Origin of the sequence: Polynucleobacter corsicus, assembly GCF_018688255.1 — a bacterium.
Lineage (GTDB): Bacteria > Pseudomonadota > Gammaproteobacteria > Burkholderiales > Burkholderiaceae > Polynucleobacter > Polynucleobacter corsicus.
In genome coordinates, this window is the sequence record NZ_CP061314.1 from 1,779,522 (window position 1) to 1,798,878 (window position 19,357).

Sequence of the window (19,357 nt, forward strand, 5' to 3'; positions counted from 1 at the left end):
CTAGGGCTCGATCCCTAATTCAACTGCGACGGCTGCGCAATTTTGACGTGCCTGGTTAAGCGACTCACCTAAGCAATTAATATGACCCATCTTACGACCTATGCGCGGATCGGATTTACCGTAAAGATGTAGCTTGGCATCTGGATGAGCAAGCACCTGATCCCAAGCAGGCTCTCTCGCTTTATCTTCGCTACCTTCGTACCAAAGATCTCCTAAGAGATTGAGCATAGAGACTGGTGCTAGCAAGCGGGTGTCGCCCAAAGGTAAGCGAGCCATACTTCTGACTTGCTGTTCAAACTGACTGCTGACACAAGCGTCCATAGTGTAGTGGCCTGAGTTATGCGGACGTGGGGCGATTTCATTGGCAATGATGTCGCCACTCTTAAGCACAAAGAACTCTACACACAATACACCCACGTAATCAATCTTACGAATCAGCGCTTTAGCGGCTTCAATAATTTTTTTCTCTTGACCAGGCTTCAGTGATGGAGCTGGCACGGTTGAGGTATGCAGGATACCGTCACGATGAATATTCTGAGATACGGGATAAGCCACTACCGCATCGTCGTACCCGCGTACCACCAAAGCGGACACTTCAAAATCCAAATCCATGCGCTTTTCAAGAACACAAGGCACCTTACCCAATTGGGCCCAAGCATCGACTAGATTGGCAGAGTCATAAACGGTGATTTGACCTTTGCCGTCATAACCCATGCGAGCCGTTTTCAGAATACCGGGAAATAAATCTACAGGAACATGCGCAATATCTGCATCATGCTCGATGACGCAGTAAGGTGCTGGACCAATATTGGTTTCCGCTTTCCAGGTGGCTAAGAATTTTTTCTCAGCCACGCGATTTTGTGCCAAAGATACGCAACTACTGCGAGGCGCTACAAAGACACCTAAAGATTCGAGCTCGTCTAAAGCTTGTGCAGGAACATTCTCAAATTCCGTACTGACGGATTTGCATAATGCTGCCATCTCTTTCAGAGCAGCGGAGTCGGTGTAATCCGCTTGAATAAATTTTTCCGCAATGGAGCCGGCCGGACTATCTGATCCGGGATCCAGAACGCAGACCTTGTAACCCATTGCTTGAGCGGCTTGCGTAAACATTCGCCCCAATTGACCGCCACCTAAAATTCCTAAATACGAGCCCGGCAAGATGGGCTCCAAACGATCTACCATCTGATTAATATCCCGGTAAATTCATGGAGCGTGCAGTATCGGACTGCTTTGCACGAAACTCTTCTAGCTGTTTTGCTAGAGCAGGGTCATTGACTGCCAAATTAGCAATCACATGTAAGGCTGCATTTGCAGCCCCAGCCTCACCAATCGCAAACGTCGCTACCGGAACACCCTTAGGCATTTGTACGATGGAATAAAGAGAGTCTTCGCCACGTAAATATTTGCTAGCAACTGGCACGCCATAAATCGGAATAATTGTTTTTGATGCCAACATGCCCGGCAAATGCGCAGCACCACCAGCACCAGCAATAATCGCCTTGAGGCCATTTTTGGAAGCATTCTCTGCATAGATAAACATGTCGTCTGGCATACGATGAGCGGAAACCACTTTAGCCTCGTGAGCAATACCGAATTGCTCTAGCATTTGAGCGGCGTGCTGCATGGTGTCCCAATCTGAATTGGATCCCATTACTATTCCGACTATTGGCTTTTTGCTCATTGACCTCTCCAAATGCCCTGATCTACATCGTTAATCTATCTGAGGCCTTATTATCCCAGCCTTTTTAGGGCTTTAAAGAAATTAGGCCTTAGTTAAGCGAGCGAGGGCTTCGCGGTACTTTTCCGCTGTTTTATCAATCACTTCTACTGGCAAAGCAGGTGCTGGGGCTCTTTTGGGCCAAGGCTTGCCATCAACCATCGCTGTTTCGAGCCAGTCCCGCACAAATTGCTTGTCATAGGAAGGGGGATTTGCGCCCACATAGTAGGTTTCAGCAGGCCAAAAGCGGGAAGAGTCGGCAGTGAGGATTTCATCCATCAACACCAACTGACCGGCGTCATCTAAGCCAAATTCAAACTTAGTATCAGCAATGATGATTCCGCGAGTCGCGGCAAATTCAGAAGCTTCTTTGTATAAACGAATACTGACCTCACGAATTTGATTGGCTAACTTCTCACCAATCATCTCGATCACTTTCTCAAAAGAGATATTTTCATCATGCTCACCCATTTCTGCTTTTGCAGCAGGAGTAAAAATAGGCTCTGATAATTTCTGTGCATTTTCCAAACCTTCTGGTAATGCGATACCGCAGACCTTGCCAGTCTCTTTGTAATCTTTCCAGCCACTACCAGCCAGGTAACCTCTTACTACCGCTTCGACCAAGATTGGTTTGAGGCGTTTAGCCACTACTGCACGACCTTTGACCTGATCAAGCTCATCGGCAGGCACTACGCTTTCCGGATCAATACCCGTCAAGTGATTCGGAATCACTTTAGCCAACTTCTCAAACCAAAAGTTCGCCATTTGATTAAGCACAATTCCCTTCTCAGGAATGGGCTGACCCATCACTACATCAAAGGCAGATAGGCGATCCGTGGTGACCATGAGTAACTTGTCATCGCCTAGTGCATATACATCACGCACCTTCCCCTTGGAGAGCAAAGGGAGTGACTTAATAGAAGTAGCGTACAAAGCGGGCATATTTATCTCACTTCACGATCTGGGCTAATTTGCCACTCTTATACAGCTCAGCCATTTTTTCCAGAGGAATTGGCTTAATTTTGGATGCTTGGCCTGCACAACCAAAAGCATTGAAGCGCGCAATACAAACCTTCTTGGCTGCTTCACGTGCAGGCTTGAGGTAATCACGTGGATCAAACTTGCTTGGATTTTCAAACAGGTAGCGGCGAATAGCGCCTGTCATCGCCAAACGAATATCAGTATCAATGTTGATCTTACGTACACCGTTCTTAATACCCTCTTGAATTTCTTCAACAGGTACGCCGTAAGTTTCTTTCATATCGCCACCAAACTCACGAATCTCAGCAAGTAACTCTTGTGGAACACTGGATGAACCATGCATTACTAGGTGAGTATTGGGGATGCGGGTGTGAATTTCTTTAATACGCTCAATCGCTAAGATGTCACCTGTTGGCTTCTTAGTAAATTTATAGGCGCCATGGCTGGTACCAATCGCAATCGCCAGAGCATCACATTGGGTAGCTTTTACAAAGTCAGCTGCTTGCTCAACGTCCGTCAATAACTGCTCACGCGTCATCTTGCCGTCGGCGCCATGACCATCTTCTTTGTCGCCCTGCATTGTCTCTAATGAACCAAGAACGCCCAACTCTGCCTCAACAGTAACCCCAATGGAGTGGGAGAACTTCACTACCTCTCTAGATACATCAACGTTGTATTCGTAGCTGGCAACGCTCTTGCCATCAGCCTCTAAAGAGCCATCCATCATCACACTAGTAAAGCCACTCTTGATAGCAGCCATACATACTGCTGGACTTTGGCCATGATCTTGATGCATCACAACTGGAATATGGGGATAAGCCTCAACTGCAGCAGAAATCAGGTGGCGTAAAAATGATTCACCGGCATATTTGCGAGCACCAGCAGAAGCTTGCATGATGACAGGGGAATCTGCCTCATGAGCAGCCTCCATAATCGCCGTTACTTGCTCTAAGTTATTAACGTTAAATGCTGGCAAGCCATAACCGTTTTCAGCAGCGTGATCCAAGAGTTGTCGTAAAGATACTAAAGCCATGATGGTTTCTTAATTAAAAATGTTAGTGATAAATAGTTTGAATAAAAATCTTAAAAATGAATTACTTCACCTGAATAATCTTGAGTGAATTCGTACCACCTGGCTCGCCCATAGGCTCACCAGAGGTTAGGACAACTACGTCGCCCTTCTTCACCGCGCCCATCTTTTTCAAGCAGTCCTCTACTTCCTGCAATGCAGTATCACGGTGCTTGGTGTAATCCAAGCCAATGGGAAATACATTGCGGTAAGTACTTAAGGCGCGTTGAGTAGCAATCTTGGAAGTCAAGGCAAAAATAGGTAAATGGATATTGTGACGACTCATCCAAACTGCAGTAGATCCAGAGTCTGTCAAAGCAGCAATCGCATTGGCATTGAGGTGATGCGCTGTAAACAGAGCGCCCAAGGCAATCGTTTGATCAATGCGTGAGAAGGTTTGATCCAAGAAATCCGTATCCAGTTTTACGCGGTCTGACTTTTCAGCTTCAACACAAATCTCGGCCATTGCCTTGATGGTTTGTACCGGGTAGTTACCGGCAGCAGATTCTGCAGACAGCATGACTGCGTCTGTACCATCTAACACTGCATTAGCCACGTCGCTCACCTCAGCGCGGGTAGGCACTGGAGCATTAATCATGGACTCCATCATTTGCGTAGCAGTGATCGTAAATTTATCAGCCTCAAGTGCGAGTTTAATCATGCGCTTTTGCAAGGCAGGAACGGCCGCGTTACCAACCTCAATTGCTAGGTCGCCGCGGGCAACCATGATGCCGTCACTCTCCGCAATAATGCTCTTGAGAGCTTCAGTTTCAATAGCTTCAGCGCGTTCCACCTTAGCAATCGTACGAACCTTACCAACGCCGTGCTTTGCACTAGCAGCATCTGCCAGCTTACGGGCATAGGCCATGTCAGCACCATCTTTTGGAAAACTAATCGCCAGAAAATCTACGCCCATCGCAATCGCTGCATCCAAATCGGCAATATCTTTTTCTGTTAGTGCTGGCGCAGTCAGGCCACCGCCAGCACGGTTAATACCTTTGTTATTTGAGAGTGGGCCACCTTGCTCTACCAGGGTAAAGATTTCTCCGCCTTTTACACTCTCGACCCGAAGAACAACCAAGCCATCATTCAATAACAGTCGATCACCAGGCCTAACATCTTGTGGCAACTCTTTGTAATCCAAGCCTACGCGCTCTTGATTGCCAAGCTCACAATCAACATCCAGAGTAAATTGCGCACCTTCTTTAAGAAGAATTTTGCTATCGACAAATTTACCCACACGAATTTTTGGGCCCTGTAGATCGGCCATGATGCCAACCTCTTTACCCACTTCTGCGGAAATACTACGCACCAAATCGTGACGCGCTTTATGGTCAGCAACCGTGCCATGAGAAAAGTTCATTCTCACAACATCTACACCAGCACGAATCATCTCACGCAATACTTCAGGCTTTTCTGATGCAGGTCCTAATGTGGCAATGATTTTAGTTGCTCTCAACATATTTAATCTTTCGCTCTTTCGGCTAATACTGCAAAGGCTGGCAAGGTTTTACCTTCTAAGAATTCCAAGAAAGCGCCACCGCCAGTAGAGATGTAATCCACTTGATTTTCAATACCGTACTTCGCAATCGCCGCTAAGGTATCGCCGCCACCAGCAATCGAAAATGCGGGTGAATGGGCAATCGCTGCTGCCAACATCTTAGTACCGCCGCCAAACTGATCAATCTCAAATACACCCAATGGGCCATTCCATACAATCGTGCCAGCGTGCGCCAGCATGGTAGATAAACGTGCCGCAGTCTTAGGGCCGATATCCAAAATCATATCGTCATCAGCCACTTGATCAGCAGCAACACGATTTGCACGCGCTAATGGAGAAAGTTCATTTGCAACAACGACATCTTCAGGGATAGGAACGTGCGCACCGCGCTTTTCCATAATCTCCATGATTTCTCGAGCCTCATTAACCAAATCTGGCTCTGCTAATGACTTACCGATTGGCAAACCTTTAGCCAGCATAAAAGTATTTGCAATACCGCCGCCCACAATTAACTCATCTACTTTGTCAGCCAGGGCTTTGAGAATGGTGAGCTTTGAAGATACTTTTGAGCCCGCCACAATGGCGATTAAGGGGCGCTTAGGACTTGCCAGCGCACGACTCAAGGCATCTAACTCCGCTGCCATCAATGGGCCGGCACAAGCAATCGGCGCATATTTAGCTACGCCATTTGTAGTTGCTTCAGCACGGTGAGCAGTACCAAAGGCATCGTTGACATACACATCACATAGAGCAGCAATCTTCTTAGCCAACTCATCGTTATTCTTTTTCTCGCCCACATTAAGGCGACAGTTCTCTAGCAACACCAACTCGCCTGGATTGACTTCAAAATTACCATCTACCCAATCGCTAATTAAAGGTACTTTACGATTTAAGAGAGTAGCAATTCGGTCAGCCACCGGAGCTAAACTATCTTCGGGCTTAAATTCGCCTTCAGTTGGACGTCCCAAGTGGGAGGTGACCATCACTGCTGCACCGGCATCCAAACACATTTGTACTGCTGGCATGGACGCTTTAATCCGAGTGTCTTCCGTAATATTACCCACATCATCCTGAGGAACGTTGAGGTCGGCACGGATCAATACCCGTTTTCCCTTGAGAAGACCTGCTGCAGCTAATTCACTAAGGCGCTTTACTTTAAAGAGGGTTTCCGGCATGAGAATAGGCAAATGGAGTGGTTTACGGGGAATACTCCATTCTAAATCGTCTGGGCTTTAAACCCCAAAGGAATTGGACTACCCCACCTCACTCCCTGCTCTACAATAAAGGCTGAGACGTATTCCAGGCCTTGGGGCTCCCTAGTGGCCTGGCACCCTGTTTTACCGAATTGAATCACCCAATTTATTAAATATCTAAAAGGTAGAGAAAATGTCGATGTCCGACCGCGATGGCTTTATTTGGTCCGATGGGAAGCTAGTTCCCTGGCGTGAGGCCAATGTTCATGTGCTAACCCACAGTCTTCACTACGGAATGGGTGTATTTGAGGGTATTCGTGCCTATAAAACACCCCAGGGTAGCGCTATATTCCGCCTTCCTGAGCATGTTAAGCGCCTATTCAACGGAACTAAGATTTTCCAGATGAATATGCCTTGGACTCCTGAACAGATCAGTAGCGGCATTATTGAGGTCGTAAATAGCAATAAGTTAGAAGCTTGCTATATCCGACCAATTATCTTTATCGGCTCCCAAAAACTCGGTATCTCTCCAAAGGGCAATAGCATCCATACCGCGATCGCTGCCTGGGAATGGGGTGCTTATTTGGGTGAAGACGGCCTCAATAAGGGTATTCGCGTTAAAACATCCTCATTTACCCGCCATTTTGTGAACTCTTCACTGGTTCGCGCTAAGGCCTCCGGCTACTACATCAACTCCATTTTGGCTAACCAAGAAGTAACCGCTAATGGCTACGATGAAGCCCTCCTACTAGATACAGAAGGTTATGTATCTGAAGGTTCTGGTGAGAATATCTTTATCGTTAATAACGGCATTATTTACACCCCAGATTTGGCTTCTTGTTTAGACGGCATTACTCGTAACTCCATCATGCAAATCGCCAAAGATCTTGGCTACGAATTGCGTGAGAAGCGTATTACCCGTGATGAAGTGTACTCAGCAGATGAGGCTTTCTTTACTGGTACTGCGGCTGAGGTAACACCTATTCGTGAACTGGACGACCGCACCATTGGTGACGGTAAGCGTGGTCCGATTACTGAGCAAATCCAGAAGACTTACTTTGATGCGGTCTACGGTAGAAGCGATCAATACAAGTCTTGGCTAACTTACGTTAAGTAATTGGAAATCAGAGAATGAGTGAAGCTCAAGTTGTAATGGTTGATGGCAATAAAGATTTGCCTTTACATTGCCCAACCAATAAAACCCCTAGCTGGAATTCGCATCCACGTGTATTTCTGGATGTAGCTAAAACGGGTGACGCTAAGTGTCCATACTGCGGCACTGAGTACAAACTCATTCCTGGTACCGAGCCCCACGGGCACTAAGCCTAACAGCGCCCCAGAGCGGGGTGCTGTGTCGGGATACCTCATATGAATCGTATTCTGATCATCGCCCCCAATTGGATTGGTGATGCTGTGATGTCCCAGCCACTGCTGGCGAATCTCACAGCAATGTACCCGCAGTCACAGATTGATGTTTTAGCAAGCCCTTGGGTTGCCCCTATTTATCGTGCCTGCTCCGAAGTTCATCAAGTCATTGAAGCGCGACTAGAGCATAAACAATTGCAATGGGGCTTACGTAAGCAACTAGCAAAGCAACTTGAATTAAGTCAATACACCACCTGCTTTGTTCTACCCAATAGCTTGAAGTCTGCCCTCATTCCTTGGCTTGCTAATATTCCTTTGCGCATTGGCTATCGTGGAGAGATGCGCTTTGGACTGATTAATCTTGCGCTAAATAATCCGAGGAAAGTCGATCGCCCACCGATGGCAAATCACTACCTTGCACTTGCAAATGTACTGGAGCACTCACAAGAGATTGATGCCAACAAGCCTGTAGACCCTAAGCTCAATATTTCACTTGCAGCAAAAGAATCTATCAGCGCTAAGTTACAAGCAGCATCGATCAAGGAAAAATTAATCTACGTACTTTGCCCAGGTGCTGAGTACGGCGCAACAAAACGCTGGCCCGCCGATCACTTCGCTACTCTCGCACAGCAGTTAATCGCCAGTGAGCCAGATGCTCATGTGATTCTTCTTGGCGGTAAGGGTGATCACGCTTTGGGTGAGAGCATTAGGACTCAGGCAAAGAATGGCTCACAAATACACAACTGGTGTGGCAAGACTTCACTAGACGAAGCAATCGCACTCATTGGGGTGAGCAAGGCACTGGTCAGCAATGACTCGGGCTTAATGCATATTGGTGCCGCATTAAAAGTTCCGCAGGTCGCCATTTTTGGCTCGAGTGATCCACATCACACTCCACCACTGTCCGCTAAAGCTAAAGTACTTTGGCTCAATCTACCTTGCAGCCCATGCCATAAAAGAGAGTGTCCACTAGGTCACCTCAACTGTTTAAAAGATATTCTGCCCACCACCGTATTGGGCGCCATTCAAACACTCCATTAATTTTGTAGTGCTATACATCACCAGAAAGTAAGCCATGTCAAAACTAGCCAGACTTTTTCATAACGCCGATGAAGTAGTGGATGCTTGGCGTGATGCCTTAAAAAATCGTGATGTCAAAGGGGCCTTAGCAATCTGGCTAGATGATGACTCGATTACTTGCGTACTCCCAGAAGGCCAGCGCCTCAGTGGCCATGCAGAAATTCGGGACGGCCTAGAGCGCCTCTTAGCCAAGCAAGCTCTTTTTCTAGAGCCGATTGCCTGCATTAGTCACTCTGTTTTAGGAGCCGCGGTCTACGACACCACTGAGGCTGTGCACATCAGACCCGATCAAATTGAAGCGGCATTCTTTCTCAACATCACCTTAGTTCTTCTGCAGGATAGTCAAGGCTGGCGGATTGCACATCTGCATGCGAGCCACTCTACTGAAGATACGTTTGATGCGCCCTCAACTCCACATGGACTGCATTAACTAGCAATGCCACATAGATTGCCGTCTTATGGATGAGCAAGTACTTCGATCGCTAATTAAGTGGCCCAATGTCCCGCACTGCTTTGGCTGGCTAGCACTTGATCGTCGCGGTCAATGGCGCATGCGTGATGAGTTTGCCCAAGCCAATCAATTAGCTGGAAGTGTAATTCAGCACATAGCCCTCAATGAATTTATCTCTAGAAATTATGCGCACGACTCTTCGGGTAGATATTTTTTCCAAAATGGGCCACAACGGGTTTTTGTTACGCTAGATAGCACTCCATTCATTGCCAGAATCTTTCCGAGCGAAAGTGGACCTCAGCTATTAACCCAGTGCGGTATGGAGATCAAACCGCAGGCCGCCCTAAGTGATGAAAAAGGGAATATTTACATCATGGGATTATTTCAACAATCATTCTCTGATCAAGCTGATGGTGCAGTATTTACTAAAACAGAATCCCTATCTGTCGCGCTATTACACGATCATGATTTAGATCTATTCTCAGATCAGTCGAAGGTGATGGAGGATGCTTGTAGTTTCAGGGGCTTGTGGCAATGGAAAGGCAATCAACTACCCATTGAACCTATTCACTCCAGTGAATTAGCCAATCGCTTTAATTTCATCAAAGTACCAAGCAATTAATTAGCTAGGCATATTTTTGCCCTGCTCCTTCAATTCCTCTTGATATTGCTTTTGCATTTCACGAAGACGTGCATCAATGCTAGAAGCCTGATAGAAATCTGCGCCACCAGAAGACCTCGCAATCTTGAGTTGCTCAATCGCTGATGGCCACGCACCCTCAAGCGCATACTTTTCTCCAAGAGCGTAATGGCGCAGCGGCACATTTTTAGCCTGATCATAGGCATTCGAAAGCATGCTCCACCAAACTACTTCATTGGGCTGTAATCTTGTGCGCGCCTTTAACCAAGTAATGGCGTCATTTGTACGACCTAACTTAAGATAGGCATTCATCATTGCCGCACCAGCAGCATAGGATTGCGGGAAGACCTTTAAAGTGGCTTGAGCAATTTGCAAAGCCTCATCACCTTTACCTCTAGCTAATGCCAACTCGGAAGCTGTAATGTCTAAGGAGAGGCTTTGGCGCAGAATGGGTGATCCTAGCGCACTAACGCTATTCGCTAAGCTACGTGCTTGTTGCAAATAGCCTGCAGCCTGATCAAACTTACTCTGTTTTTGAGCAACGAGTGCAAGCCCATAAAAACCTTCCATTTGTTTGCCGGGGGCTGACTGTTTACTCAAACCTTCAAAAGTATTTTTTAAGTCGTACATCTGGCTAGAACTCCCAGATTGCTCCATACGAGCACGCGCTTTGATGAAATAAAATTCCACTGCTGTAGGTACATTTCTGTCGGCGATATTGCGAGCACGATCTTGCATATCCGCTATACGATCAGTAGTTAATGGGTGGGTACGTACATAAGATGGCACCCCGCTATCCATAATGCCGGTCGCCTTTTGTAGGCGCTGGAAAAAACCTGGTGCCCCATTGACGTCATAGCCACTGGCCGCCAGAATCTGAAAGCCAATACGATCAGCCTCGCGCTCAGCATCTCTTGAGTAGGAGAGTTGGTTATTGATTGCTACTGCTTGACCACCCTGCATGAGGCCAGAAGCAGCGCCTGGATTACGTGATGCAGCTAAGGCGCCCAACAAGATGCCAGCCAGAGCAATCATCGTATTAGTGGTCTGCCTATCCATCTGGCGAGCCAAATGACGCTGCAATACGTGACCGGTCTCATGACCCATAACAGAAGCTACTTCTGAATCTGTTTCAGCACTGACCAGCAGTCCTGTATGAAAACCAATAAATCCACCGGGCAATGCAAATGCATTAATACTGCTGTCTTTAACAGCGAACACCTCAAAGTTATAGGCGCCACTACCTTGCTCATTAGCACCGCCCAATTGCAGACGTTTTGCCGCCTGCAATAAGCGCCGCTCCATTTGATTTAAATAATCGTAGATCGGTAAATCATTCGAATAATCCGCATCCGGACGAATCTGGCGCATGATCATTTCGCCATACTTTTTCTCATCCATACGACTCAAGCTATCGCCACCAGGATCCCCCATATCCGGGAGTACAAAACTGGGTTGGCTTAGGGGCGCATTGCGTGATGGCAGGTTTGAGGAGCGGGCATCAGGCGACTGGACAGCTCTACCCAAGTTTTGTAAGGCGGCTGACTCTCCTTGTACCGATACATCCCCCGTTATCGAGGAAGGTGCCGGTCCAGCCGCGTAGACGAAACCAGCACTTGGCCAAGCCAAGCTCAGAATGAGCTGAGCAGCCAAAATTCGTCTAAAAAACGATATGCCCCTTGGTGTCTTTATGACTTGCATCCCTATATGGTAAAACTTATCCCATGAACAAACTAACTCATTTTGATGCAAGCGGCCAAGCCCACATGGTTAACGTTGGCGATAAGCCCCATACCCATCGGATTGCCCTTGCTACAGGCAAGATTACTATGCTCCCAGAGACCTTCAGCATGATTGAAGCGGGTACCCATAAAAAAGGGGATGTTTTAGGTATCGCCCGCATTGCTGGCATTCAGGGGTCCAAAAAGACGTCGGACTTAATCCCGCTTTGTCACCCTCTGGCACTAACGCACGTGAGCCTAGAATTTTCCCTAAATAAAGATACCAGCAGCATTACCTGCCAAGTCAGAGCTGAAACCACCGGCCCTACCGGCGTAGAAATAGAAGCCCTCACCGCAGTCCAAGTTGCCCTTCTCACCATCTACGACATGGCCAAAGCTGTTGATAGGGGCATGGTGATGGGTGATGTTCACCTACTAGAGAAGAGTGGTGGTAAGTCTGGAGAGTGGAAAGCTTAATAGCTAGCTACCATGCAAATAATTAAGCCACCCTATTGACCTCCTCCCAATAAATTGGACACCCTAAATTAGAAAAAATCGGCGATATTATCCCTAAGGAGGGGTGCGCCATGAAGAGGTCAAAGTTCAAAGGGTGGCTTAATTTCTTATAGAGTACTAATCATTGCCCTACTTTGTGATGCGGCACTCTGAAGGTAATAGCTGAGGTAGCAGATTCGTTTCAGAGGAGCGGCAAGACCATCCACCAGCCCAAGTCGATCCTTCTGGCTTGGATAAATCGATTGCCTTTGGAACATTGGCATCTGGATTATTTGTCGGAATGAGATGCAAAGTGTTTTTATTATCTGCAGCAACATTGTTTTGAAAGTCAATGGCAATAGCACCAGAGGGTGTGATTTCAATTAACTTTACGCTGCGGGTTGGCACAAAGGTGAATGAACCGCTGGTTGCCTCATCCATTGGCACAGTACCCCTACTGGCAAAAGCCTCTGTCACAGCAAGCTTGGCGCTAGAGGAAAGATTCATGCCCTCTACGATGCGACTACGGGCAATGTAATCTTGGTACTGAGGAACTGCAACGGCAACCAAAATACCAATGATGGCTACGACAACCATCACCTCGATTAAAGTAAAACCCGATTCTTGTTGTTCATCTTGCATAGGCATAGTGATTAGCTCCTGAGGTTGAATACCTCATCATCTAGTCTATACCCATGGGATTCAAGATGTCCACATGTGAGAAAAGCCGGCTTTGCAGGCCGGCTTTTCTGATTAATGCGAAAGAAAAATTAATGCGCTTCTTTAGCTGCGTTCTTTTTCTTAAAGTAGGTGCCAGCAAGAATAACGATCACTACACCGATGACTTCAAAAGCCAACTTAGCATCGCCCAGCGCCTCCTGAATACTGTCTTTTATTGCTGGATCATCCACCAACATACCGCCAGCTAACAAGCCTAACAATCCCGCACCCAAAGTAATGATGATCGGGAAACGCTCCATTACTTTCAGTAGCATGGCACTACCAAATATGATGAGCGGAATAGACATGCCTAGACCAATAATCAACAGCAGGAGTTGAGTCTCTTGTGGGCCTTTTTGAGCTGCTGCTGCAACTGCTAAAACGTTATCCAAACTCATGACCAAGTCGGCAATCAAGATAGTACGAATGGCAGCCCAAATACTGGTCTTGCCTTCCATATGCTCTTCGCCATCGCTATCAGCCAATAACTGAACGCCAATGTAGACAAGTAAAACTGCGCCAACGATTTTTAGGTACGGCAGGCTTAACAATGCAACTGCGGTAATTGTTAATACAACTCGCAAAATAATTGCTGCAGCGCTACCCCAAAAAATAGCTTTCTTTTGTTGGGCTGGCGGCAAATTGCGGGATGCCAGTGCGATCACCACTGCGTTATCACCTGATAGCAAAATATTGGCAACGATGATTGAGAGTAATGCCGCCCAAAATGTTGCATCTGAAAATGCTGAAAAATCCATAATATCTCCGTGCTTTTATATTTTAGTTTTAACTGCTGCGCTACAAAATTCATGCCGACGAATCGGCATGGATTCATGATTACAACATGGCCTTAAGTAAAGCGGCCATTTCTGATGGGTTTCTAGTCACCTTAAAGCCACACTCTTCCATCACGGCAAGCTTTGCATCAGCTGTATCTGCACCACCAGAAATCAATGCGCCAGCATGGCCCATACGTTTTCCAGGAGGCGCTGTTACACCAGCGATGAAGCCAACAATCGGCTTCTTCATGTTTGCTTTACACCAGCGCGCTGCTTCAGCTTCATCCGGACCACCAATTTCGCCGATCATAATAACTGCATCCGTATCGGGATCTTCGTTAAACATACGCATCACATCAATATGTTTCAGACCATTGATTGGGTCACCACCAATACCTACTGCTGTGGACTGGCCAAGACCAATCGCCGTCAATTGACCAACCGCTTCATACGTCAAAGTACCTGAACGGCTTACTACACCAATGCGGCCCTTTTTATGGATATGGCCAGGCATGATGCCGATTTTGATTTCATCGGGAGTAATGATTCCAGGGCAATTTGGGCCAAGCAATAAAGTCTTCTTACCACCGGCAGCTTCTTTTGCATGCATCTTATTACGTACTTCCAACATATCCTTGACTGGAATGCCTTCAGTAATACAGATGACAAAATCGAGGTCAGCTTCAACGGCTTCCCAAATAGCAGCAGCAGCACCAGGAGGCGGAACATAAATCACTGAGGTGGTTGCACCAGTTTGCTGAGCAGCTTCTTTTACAGTTCCATAAATTGGAATATTGAAAATAGACTCGCCTGCTTTTTTAGGATTCACGCCAGCAACAAAACAGTTTTTACCGTTCGCATATTCTTGGCACTTTTCTGTATGGAATTGGCCAGTCTTACCAGTAATACCTTGAGTAATTACTTTAGTATTTTTATTTACCAAAATAGACATATTGATTTCCTTGATTATTTATTTTTCGCAACAGCAGCAACTACCTTAGTAGCAGCTTCTGCCATTGAATCGGCGCTAATGATTGGTAAACCAGAGTCTGTCAGAATCTTCTTGCCCAGCTCCTCATTGGTACCCTTCATACGCACGACCAAAGGTACAGTCAAGTTCACTGCCTTACAGGCAGTAACCACACCGTCAGCAATCACGTCGCAACGCATAATGCCGCCGAAAATATTCACCAAGATTGCTTCAACGCTCTTGTTCTTGAGCATGATCTTGAACGCTTCAGTTACCTTCTCTGCAGTTGCACCGCCACCAACGTCCAAGAAGTTTGCTGGCTCGCCACCAAACAACTTAATGGTATCCATCGTAGCCATTGCCAAGCCCGCACCATTGACTAAGCAACCAATATTGCCATCAAGAGAAATGTAGGCCAAGTCAAACTTAGAAGCCTCGATCTCAGCCGCATCTTCTTCATCGATATCACGATAAGCCACGATTTCTGGATGACGATACAAAGCATTGGGATCAAAGTTGAATTTGGCATCAAGCGCCTTGATCTTGCCGTTGCCTTCAAGAATCAATGGATTGATCTCCACCAATGAAGCATCGGTTTCCCAATAGGTTTTGTACAAGTTTTTAAATACGTCGCTTGCCATTGGAATGGAGGCATCTGGAACGCCAATGCCTTTCGCAATAATCTGGCAATCAGCATCCGTCAAACCAATCAATGGATCAACAAACACTTTAATAATTTTTTCAGGATGAGATTCTGCAACCTCCTCAATGTCCATACCACCTTCGCTGGACGCCATGATCACATTCTTCTGTGTGCCACGATCGGTAACGATACTGAAGTAGTACTCTTTTTTGATATCTGCGCCGTCTTCAATTAAAAGACGATTTACTTTTTGACCTTCTGGCCCTGTTTGATGGGTTTTTAACTGCATACCCAAAATTTCAGAAGAATATTTTTTCACTTCGTCCATGCTGCGAGCTAATTTCACGCCGCCGCCTTTACCGCGACCACCCGCATGAATTTGTGCCTTAACAACCCATACTGGACCGCCAAGCTTCTCGGCAGCTTTAATTGCCTCATCAACACTAAATGCAGGAATGCCGTTTGGAACAGGCACATTAAATTGGCGCAGTAGTTCTTTGCCTTGGTACTCGTGAATTTTCATTATTACTCCCGAAACGGTATCTTTTTTAGCAAGCTATGAGGATCAGTAAAACCGAATTAACCGTGTTCACCTATTTGAGTAAACGGTAGCGGTTTTCCGACTTTGTAAGTCTATCATGCTGCAATGCGGCAACATGCCCTATCTGCTCCGTAATTGCCCTAGTTTGAGCGCCCTGCTATCACCTTCGAAACCACGTCTGAACTAAAGCCCTTAGAGGCCAGGAAACGATATTGACGAGCTCGCTCCTTTTGCTCTGTTGCTATAGCTCCAAATTTACGTAACCACAATTCATGAGCACGCTGGAATTCGGTCTCTTTTAGCGTCCTGAGAAGATTTACCGTCTTTGCGCTATCTATACCGGCTTGGGTGAGCTCATCTTGTATTTTTCGGGTCCCAAACCGCTCGCTACGACGCCTAACAAGGGCCTCTGCAAAGCGCTCATCAGATAGCCAACCACGAGCCTCAAAATCATCTAAAACAGCTTCTATCTGAGTTGTCAGAGGTATATCTGTAGCTGATGTCTCTGCATCCTCTACAGTTGAGCTGAACTTGAATGATCTTGCTGCAGCCTCTGCAAGCTTAGTGGCTAATCCCTTGCGACTGTACTCGCGCATGGATAAAAGGCGCAAAGCCCGAGCTTTGAGACTCGGGCTTTGTTTCTTGCTTTTTTTAACAGTGCTACCTAATTCTGACATCGAAGAATTACGCTTCCTCTTCTTCGCTCAAAACGTCACTAACTATTGCTGTGCTAGTCTTTACACCCAATTTCGCACGAATCTTGGCTTCAATATCTTGAGAAATTGCTGGATTCTCTTTCAAGAACTCACGCACATTGTCTTTGCCTTGGCCAATACGATCACCGTTATAAGCATACCAAGAGCCTGACTTTTCAACGATATCAGCCTCAACACCCATATCGATAATTTCACCTTCTCGAGAAATTCCAGCGCCGTACATGATGTCAAAGATTGCTTCGCGGAATGGCGGAGATACCTTGTTCTTCACTACCTTGACGCGCGTCTCATTGCCAACAACTTCATCACCCTTCTTGATACTACCGATACGACGAATATCCAAACGCATAGAGGCGTAGAACTTCAGTGCATTACCACCAGTTGTAGTTTCAGGTGAACCAAACATCACGCCAATTTTCATGCGGATCTGGTTAATAAAGATAACGGTTGTGTTGGTGCGCTTGATCGCGCCAGTCAACTTACGCAAGGCTTGGCTCATCAGACGGGCCTGGAGACCTGGTAATGAATCACCCATATCACCCTCAATCTCAGCCCTTGGAACTAAGGCCGCTACAGAGTCGATAACGATTAAATCGATGGAACCTGAGCGCACTAAGGCATCCGCAATTTCCAGGGCTTGCTCGCCAGTATCTGGTTGAGAGATCAACAGATTATTCACATCTACACCTAAGCGTGAGGCGTACTGAACATCTAAAGCATGCTCCGCGTCGATGAAGGCGCAAGTTCCACCAATCTTTTGCATTTCTGCAATCGCATGCAAAGTCAGAGTAGTCTTACCTGAAGACTCTGGACCGTAAATCTCAATGACGCGCCCACGGGCTAAACCACCGACTCCAAGGGCAATATCTAAACCCAACGAACCACTTGAAACAACCTGAATATCTTGATGAATCTCTGCATCGCCCAATCTCATGATTGAACCCTTACCAAATTGCTTCTCAATTTGCGCTAAGGCTGCAGTTAATGCTTTTTGCTTGTCTCCGCTCATACCGTCAAATTCGGATGAGGCTGATTTTCTTTTATCGTCTAAGGCCATATATGCTCCCTTTTCGCTATTTGTTGGGCTATTTTTTGAGTTTTTTGAGTTTTTCGTTAACATGGAGTTACTGTATATAACAACAGTACTATTTGCAAGTGACTTTAAAAAAGAATTTACTGATTCTGTCGTAGATTTGCACTTACATGACGGTGATGCCAATGGAAAAATAGTGGCATAGCAACACCCCATACGATTGCTAAGAGGATGAGACCGCCTAACTGTCCATTGGGACCCCATGAACCTGCACCCATGCGAATACCTGCCTCATAGGACATTGGTCCCGCTATTGCCCCTAAGAGCGCTCCCAACCATGGCTTGTCACGTAACCAGGATAAAGATCCGTTAACAGTGCTGGCTACCAATGCCCATAGGGTCCACATCCAAAATGGGGATAAGTAGACGCTAGGCCAAGCGTCTTTAAAGTACAAAAATCCTAGATTGGCTATAAGTGTGTCAGCGCTCACTCCAAATATAAGCGCCTTAAATATTAGCTTTAGCTCTAGATTCGGGTGCTCTGAGCGCCAAATATGTATCGCAAGGTACAAGAGAGTGCCGATGACTGGCCATAAAACCTGCTCATTAGCAGCGCCAATAATGCAAGCAAACCAACCAACTTGGAACAGCACGAAATTCCAAAATTTAGCCATCGATCAGCTCCAAGCAACATGACCTAAGAAAAAGGCCACTGCCGGTGGGCAATGGCCTCTTGATATGGTGGCGATTCAGGGATTCGAACCCCGGACCTGTGGATTATGATTCCATCGCTCTAACCAACTGAGCTAAATCGCCGAAAGTCAGATTTTAGCTTATTTGGTCAAAATGCTCAATTAATCCACTTTGGCCCGATAAACCTGGGCCATCAAACGATCTTAATGCTTAAATCCGGCAAATTATCGATAGTGCATCGAATGACATCACCACGAATCACTGGCCCCACATTCTCAGGGGTACCAGAGTAAATAATGTCACCAGGAAATAATTCATTTGCCTCGGATAGCTTGGCAATTTGCTCTGCTACCGACCAAATCATTTGATCTAAATTGGCCTTCTGTTTCACAACCCCGTTTACAGAAAGGGAAATTGTGCCTTTAGTAAAGTGGCCCACCTGACCCACTCGAAAGATTGGTCCAATAGGAGCTGAATAGTCAAAAGATTTACCAATTTCCCAGGGCTTTTTTTGATCGCCCATAAAGCGCTGTAAATCACGGCGTGTCATATCTAAACCTAGGGCGTAACCGAACACATACTCCAATGCCTTCTCTACGGGGATATTCTTTCCACCCTGATTGAGAGCCGCAACTAACTCAACCTCGTAGTGATAGTTTTTGGTAAGAGATGGATAAGGATGATCCACTAGCTTATTTGGCGCTACAAACTGAATGGCATCTGTTGGCTTCTGAAAAAAGAATGGCGGCTCCCGAGTAGGATCAGATCCCATCTCACGTGCATGGGCTGCATAGTTTCTACCGATACAGTAAATACGACGAACAGGAAATTCAACATCACTTCCTGCAACAGGTATCAGCGTTTGCGCCACTACGAAAGGGGTCTGGATTGAGTCACCCGACTTGTGAGCCTGAGCGCCAGCAACCAATCCAACCGAAGAGAGTGATGCAACACCGAGCTTAATCGCATTACGACGACTAAGAAGATCGTTTTCTTGATTTGACATGCCTAACCCCTTTAAAAAGATAAGCAATCGTAATCCCATT

21 protein-coding genes and 1 tRNA gene are annotated in these 19,357 nt (G+C 46.4%); 6 read left to right on the forward strand and 16 right to left on the reverse strand.

All coding sequences use genetic code 11. The annotated features are described in order from the left end of the window. The 6 genes from C2747_RS09145 to C2747_RS09170 all read right to left on the reverse strand — a co-directional run bounded on the left by C2747_RS09145 (position 1) and on the right by C2747_RS09170 (position 6,446). The gene (locus C2747_RS09145; protein ID WP_215331451.1) at positions 1-1,185 is read right to left on the reverse strand and encodes a 5-(carboxyamino)imidazole ribonucleotide synthase; all 1,185 of its coding nucleotides are present in this window, start codon (positions 1,183-1,185) and stop codon (positions 1-3) included. Between the two features lie 4 nt (positions 1,186-1,189). After that, the gene (purE, locus tag C2747_RS09150; RefSeq protein WP_215331453.1) at positions 1,190-1,684 is read right to left on the reverse strand and encodes a 5-(carboxyamino)imidazole ribonucleotide mutase; all 495 of its coding nucleotides are present in this window, start codon (positions 1,682-1,684) and stop codon (positions 1,190-1,192) included. A gap of 81 nt (positions 1,685-1,765) precedes the next feature. After that, complete coding sequence (locus tag C2747_RS09155; protein ID WP_215331455.1) at positions 1,766-2,662, reverse strand: phosphoribosylaminoimidazolesuccinocarboxamide synthase; 897 nt, start codon at positions 2,660-2,662, stop codon at positions 1,766-1,768. Between the two features lie 7 nt (positions 2,663-2,669). After that, a complete protein-coding gene (gene fba / locus C2747_RS09160; protein ID WP_215331457.1) occupies positions 2,670-3,734 on the reverse strand; it encodes a class II fructose-bisphosphate aldolase in 1,065 nt (354 codons plus the stop codon). 61 nt (positions 3,735-3,795) lie between these two features. Continuing rightward, a complete protein-coding gene (gene pyk, locus C2747_RS09165) occupies positions 3,796-5,232 on the reverse strand; it encodes a pyruvate kinase (protein ID WP_215331459.1) in 1,437 nt (478 codons plus the stop codon). A 2-nt stretch (positions 5,233-5,234) separates the two neighbouring features. Continuing rightward, positions 5,235-6,446, reverse strand: a complete 1,212-nt coding sequence (locus C2747_RS09170; protein ID WP_215331460.1) for a phosphoglycerate kinase — start codon at positions 6,444-6,446, stop codon at positions 5,235-5,237. 211 nt (positions 6,447-6,657) lie between these two features. Between C2747_RS09170 and C2747_RS09175 the strand changes: the two genes are divergently transcribed. Genes C2747_RS09175 through C2747_RS09195 form a run of 5 tightly spaced genes read left to right on the forward strand, consistent with a single transcriptional unit; the run spans position 6,658 to position 9,982 of the window. Beyond that, positions 6,658-7,581, forward strand: coding sequence for a branched-chain amino acid transaminase (locus C2747_RS09175; RefSeq protein WP_215331462.1), 924 nt, complete (start codon positions 6,658-6,660; stop codon positions 7,579-7,581). A gap of 14 nt (positions 7,582-7,595) precedes the next feature. Further along, positions 7,596-7,787 (forward strand): zinc-finger domain-containing protein, encoded by a 192-nt coding sequence (locus tag C2747_RS09180; RefSeq protein ID WP_215305269.1) that lies wholly within the window; start codon positions 7,596-7,598, stop codon positions 7,785-7,787. 45 nt (positions 7,788-7,832) lie between these two features. Further along, on the forward strand, positions 7,833-8,870 hold the full coding sequence (waaF, locus tag C2747_RS09185) for a lipopolysaccharide heptosyltransferase II (RefSeq protein ID WP_215331464.1): 1,038 nt from the start codon (positions 7,833-7,835) through the stop codon (positions 8,868-8,870). A 34-nt stretch (positions 8,871-8,904) separates the two neighbouring features. Continuing rightward, positions 8,905-9,339: a nuclear transport factor 2 family protein gene (locus tag C2747_RS09190; protein ID WP_215305272.1), complete on the forward strand. Its 435-nt coding sequence runs from the start codon at positions 8,905-8,907 to the stop codon at positions 9,337-9,339. A 28-nt stretch (positions 9,340-9,367) separates the two neighbouring features. Further along, complete coding sequence (locus C2747_RS09195) at positions 9,368-9,982, forward strand: DUF2946 family protein (RefSeq protein WP_215331466.1); 615 nt, start codon at positions 9,368-9,370, stop codon at positions 9,980-9,982. Here the strand turns inward: C2747_RS09195 and C2747_RS09200 are convergent, their stop codons facing one another. After that, positions 9,983-11,701 carry a M48 family metalloprotease gene (locus tag C2747_RS09200; protein ID WP_215331468.1) on the reverse strand — a complete coding sequence of 573 codons (1,719 nt, stop codon included), beginning with the start codon at positions 11,699-11,701 and terminating at the stop codon, positions 9,983-9,985. A gap of 23 nt (positions 11,702-11,724) precedes the next feature. Between C2747_RS09200 and moaC the strand changes: the two genes are divergently transcribed. Then, positions 11,725-12,198 carry a cyclic pyranopterin monophosphate synthase MoaC gene (gene moaC, locus C2747_RS09205; RefSeq protein ID WP_215331470.1) on the forward strand — a complete coding sequence of 158 codons (474 nt, stop codon included), beginning with the start codon at positions 11,725-11,727 and terminating at the stop codon, positions 12,196-12,198. A 168-nt stretch (positions 12,199-12,366) separates the two neighbouring features. Here moaC and C2747_RS09210 read toward each other — a convergent pair whose 3' ends face one another. From C2747_RS09210 to C2747_RS09250, 9 genes are all read right to left on the reverse strand, one after another. Continuing rightward, positions 12,367-12,864 (reverse strand): pilin, encoded by a 498-nt coding sequence (locus C2747_RS09210; protein WP_215331472.1) that lies wholly within the window; start codon positions 12,862-12,864, stop codon positions 12,367-12,369. A 122-nt stretch (positions 12,865-12,986) separates the two neighbouring features. Continuing rightward, positions 12,987-13,694 (reverse strand): TerC family protein, encoded by a 708-nt coding sequence (locus C2747_RS09215; RefSeq protein ID WP_215331474.1) that lies wholly within the window; start codon positions 13,692-13,694, stop codon positions 12,987-12,989. Between the two features lie 79 nt (positions 13,695-13,773). Continuing rightward, positions 13,774-14,667 carry a succinate--CoA ligase subunit alpha gene (gene sucD / locus C2747_RS09220; protein WP_215305284.1) on the reverse strand — a complete coding sequence of 298 codons (894 nt, stop codon included), beginning with the start codon at positions 14,665-14,667 and terminating at the stop codon, positions 13,774-13,776. A 14-nt stretch (positions 14,668-14,681) separates the two neighbouring features. Then, positions 14,682-15,851 (reverse strand): ADP-forming succinate--CoA ligase subunit beta, encoded by a 1,170-nt coding sequence (gene sucC / locus C2747_RS09225; RefSeq protein ID WP_215331476.1) that lies wholly within the window; start codon positions 15,849-15,851, stop codon positions 14,682-14,684. 158 nt (positions 15,852-16,009) lie between these two features. Beyond that, positions 16,010-16,546: a recombination regulator RecX gene (recX, locus tag C2747_RS09230; protein ID WP_215331478.1), complete on the reverse strand. Its 537-nt coding sequence runs from the start codon at positions 16,544-16,546 to the stop codon at positions 16,010-16,012. Between the two features lie 7 nt (positions 16,547-16,553). Next, positions 16,554-17,642, reverse strand: coding sequence for a recombinase RecA (gene recA / locus C2747_RS09235; protein ID WP_215331480.1), 1,089 nt, complete (start codon positions 17,640-17,642; stop codon positions 16,554-16,556). A gap of 116 nt (positions 17,643-17,758) precedes the next feature. Continuing rightward, positions 17,759-18,292, reverse strand: a complete 534-nt coding sequence (locus tag C2747_RS09240) for a DUF2878 domain-containing protein (RefSeq protein ID WP_215331482.1) — start codon at positions 18,290-18,292, stop codon at positions 17,759-17,761. Positions 18,293-18,357: 65 nt separating this feature from the next. Beyond that, positions 18,358-18,434 (reverse strand) — tRNA-Met (locus C2747_RS09245). Positions 18,435-18,504: 70 nt separating this feature from the next. After that, positions 18,505-19,317: a fumarylacetoacetate hydrolase family protein gene (locus C2747_RS09250; protein ID WP_215331484.1), complete on the reverse strand. Its 813-nt coding sequence runs from the start codon at positions 19,315-19,317 to the stop codon at positions 18,505-18,507. Between the last annotated feature and the right edge of the window lie 40 nt (positions 19,318-19,357).

Excerpts from the sequence above, each read along its gene's own strand:
- waaF (WP_215331464.1), top strand. The coding sequence starts at position 7,833 with ATGAATCGTATTCTGATCATCGCCCCCAATTGGATTGGTGATGCTGTG.
- C2747_RS09215 (WP_215331474.1), bottom strand. The coding sequence starts at position 13,694 with ATGGATTTTTCAGCATTTTCAGATGCAACATTTTGGGCGGCATTACTC.
- C2747_RS09210 (WP_215331472.1), bottom strand. The coding sequence starts at position 12,864 with ATGCCTATGCAAGATGAACAACAAGAATCGGGTTTTACTTTAATCGAG.
- fba (WP_215331457.1), bottom strand. The coding sequence starts at position 3,734 with ATGGCTTTAGTATCTTTACGACAACTCTTGGATCACGCTGCTGAAAAC.
- C2747_RS09155 (WP_215331455.1), bottom strand. The coding sequence starts at position 2,662 with ATGCCCGCTTTGTACGCTACTTCTATTAAGTCACTCCCTTTGCTCTCC.
- pyk (WP_215331459.1), bottom strand. The coding sequence starts at position 5,232 with ATGTTGAGAGCAACTAAAATCATTGCCACATTAGGACCTGCATCAGAA.
- C2747_RS09180 (WP_215305269.1), top strand. The coding sequence starts at position 7,596 with ATGAGTGAAGCTCAAGTTGTAATGGTTGATGGCAATAAAGATTTGCCT.
- C2747_RS09145 (WP_215331451.1), bottom strand. The coding sequence starts at position 1,185 with ATGGTAGATCGTTTGGAGCCCATCTTGCCGGGCTCGTATTTAGGAATT.
- sucC (WP_215331476.1), bottom strand. The coding sequence starts at position 15,851 with ATGAAAATTCACGAGTACCAAGGCAAAGAACTACTGCGCCAATTTAAT.
- C2747_RS09175 (WP_215331462.1), top strand. The coding sequence starts at position 6,658 with ATGTCGATGTCCGACCGCGATGGCTTTATTTGGTCCGATGGGAAGCTA.
- purE (WP_215331453.1), bottom strand. The coding sequence starts at position 1,684 with ATGAGCAAAAAGCCAATAGTCGGAATAGTAATGGGATCCAATTCAGAT.
- moaC (WP_215331470.1), top strand. The coding sequence starts at position 11,725 with ATGAACAAACTAACTCATTTTGATGCAAGCGGCCAAGCCCACATGGTT.
- C2747_RS09240 (WP_215331482.1), bottom strand. The coding sequence starts at position 18,292 with ATGGCTAAATTTTGGAATTTCGTGCTGTTCCAAGTTGGTTGGTTTGCT.
- recX (WP_215331478.1), bottom strand. The coding sequence starts at position 16,546 with ATGTCAGAATTAGGTAGCACTGTTAAAAAAAGCAAGAAACAAAGCCCG.
- C2747_RS09195 (WP_215331466.1), top strand. The coding sequence starts at position 9,368 with ATGGATGAGCAAGTACTTCGATCGCTAATTAAGTGGCCCAATGTCCCG.
- C2747_RS09170 (WP_215331460.1), bottom strand. The coding sequence starts at position 6,446 with ATGCCGGAAACCCTCTTTAAAGTAAAGCGCCTTAGTGAATTAGCTGCA.
- C2747_RS09200 (WP_215331468.1), bottom strand. The coding sequence starts at position 11,701 with ATGCAAGTCATAAAGACACCAAGGGGCATATCGTTTTTTAGACGAATT.
- C2747_RS09250 (WP_215331484.1), bottom strand. The coding sequence starts at position 19,317 with ATGTCAAATCAAGAAAACGATCTTCTTAGTCGTCGTAATGCGATTAAG.
- sucD (WP_215305284.1), bottom strand. The coding sequence starts at position 14,667 with ATGTCTATTTTGGTAAATAAAAATACTAAAGTAATTACTCAAGGTATT.
- recA (WP_215331480.1), bottom strand. The coding sequence starts at position 17,642 with ATGGCCTTAGACGATAAAAGAAAATCAGCCTCATCCGAATTTGACGGT.
- C2747_RS09190 (WP_215305272.1), top strand. The coding sequence starts at position 8,905 with ATGTCAAAACTAGCCAGACTTTTTCATAACGCCGATGAAGTAGTGGAT.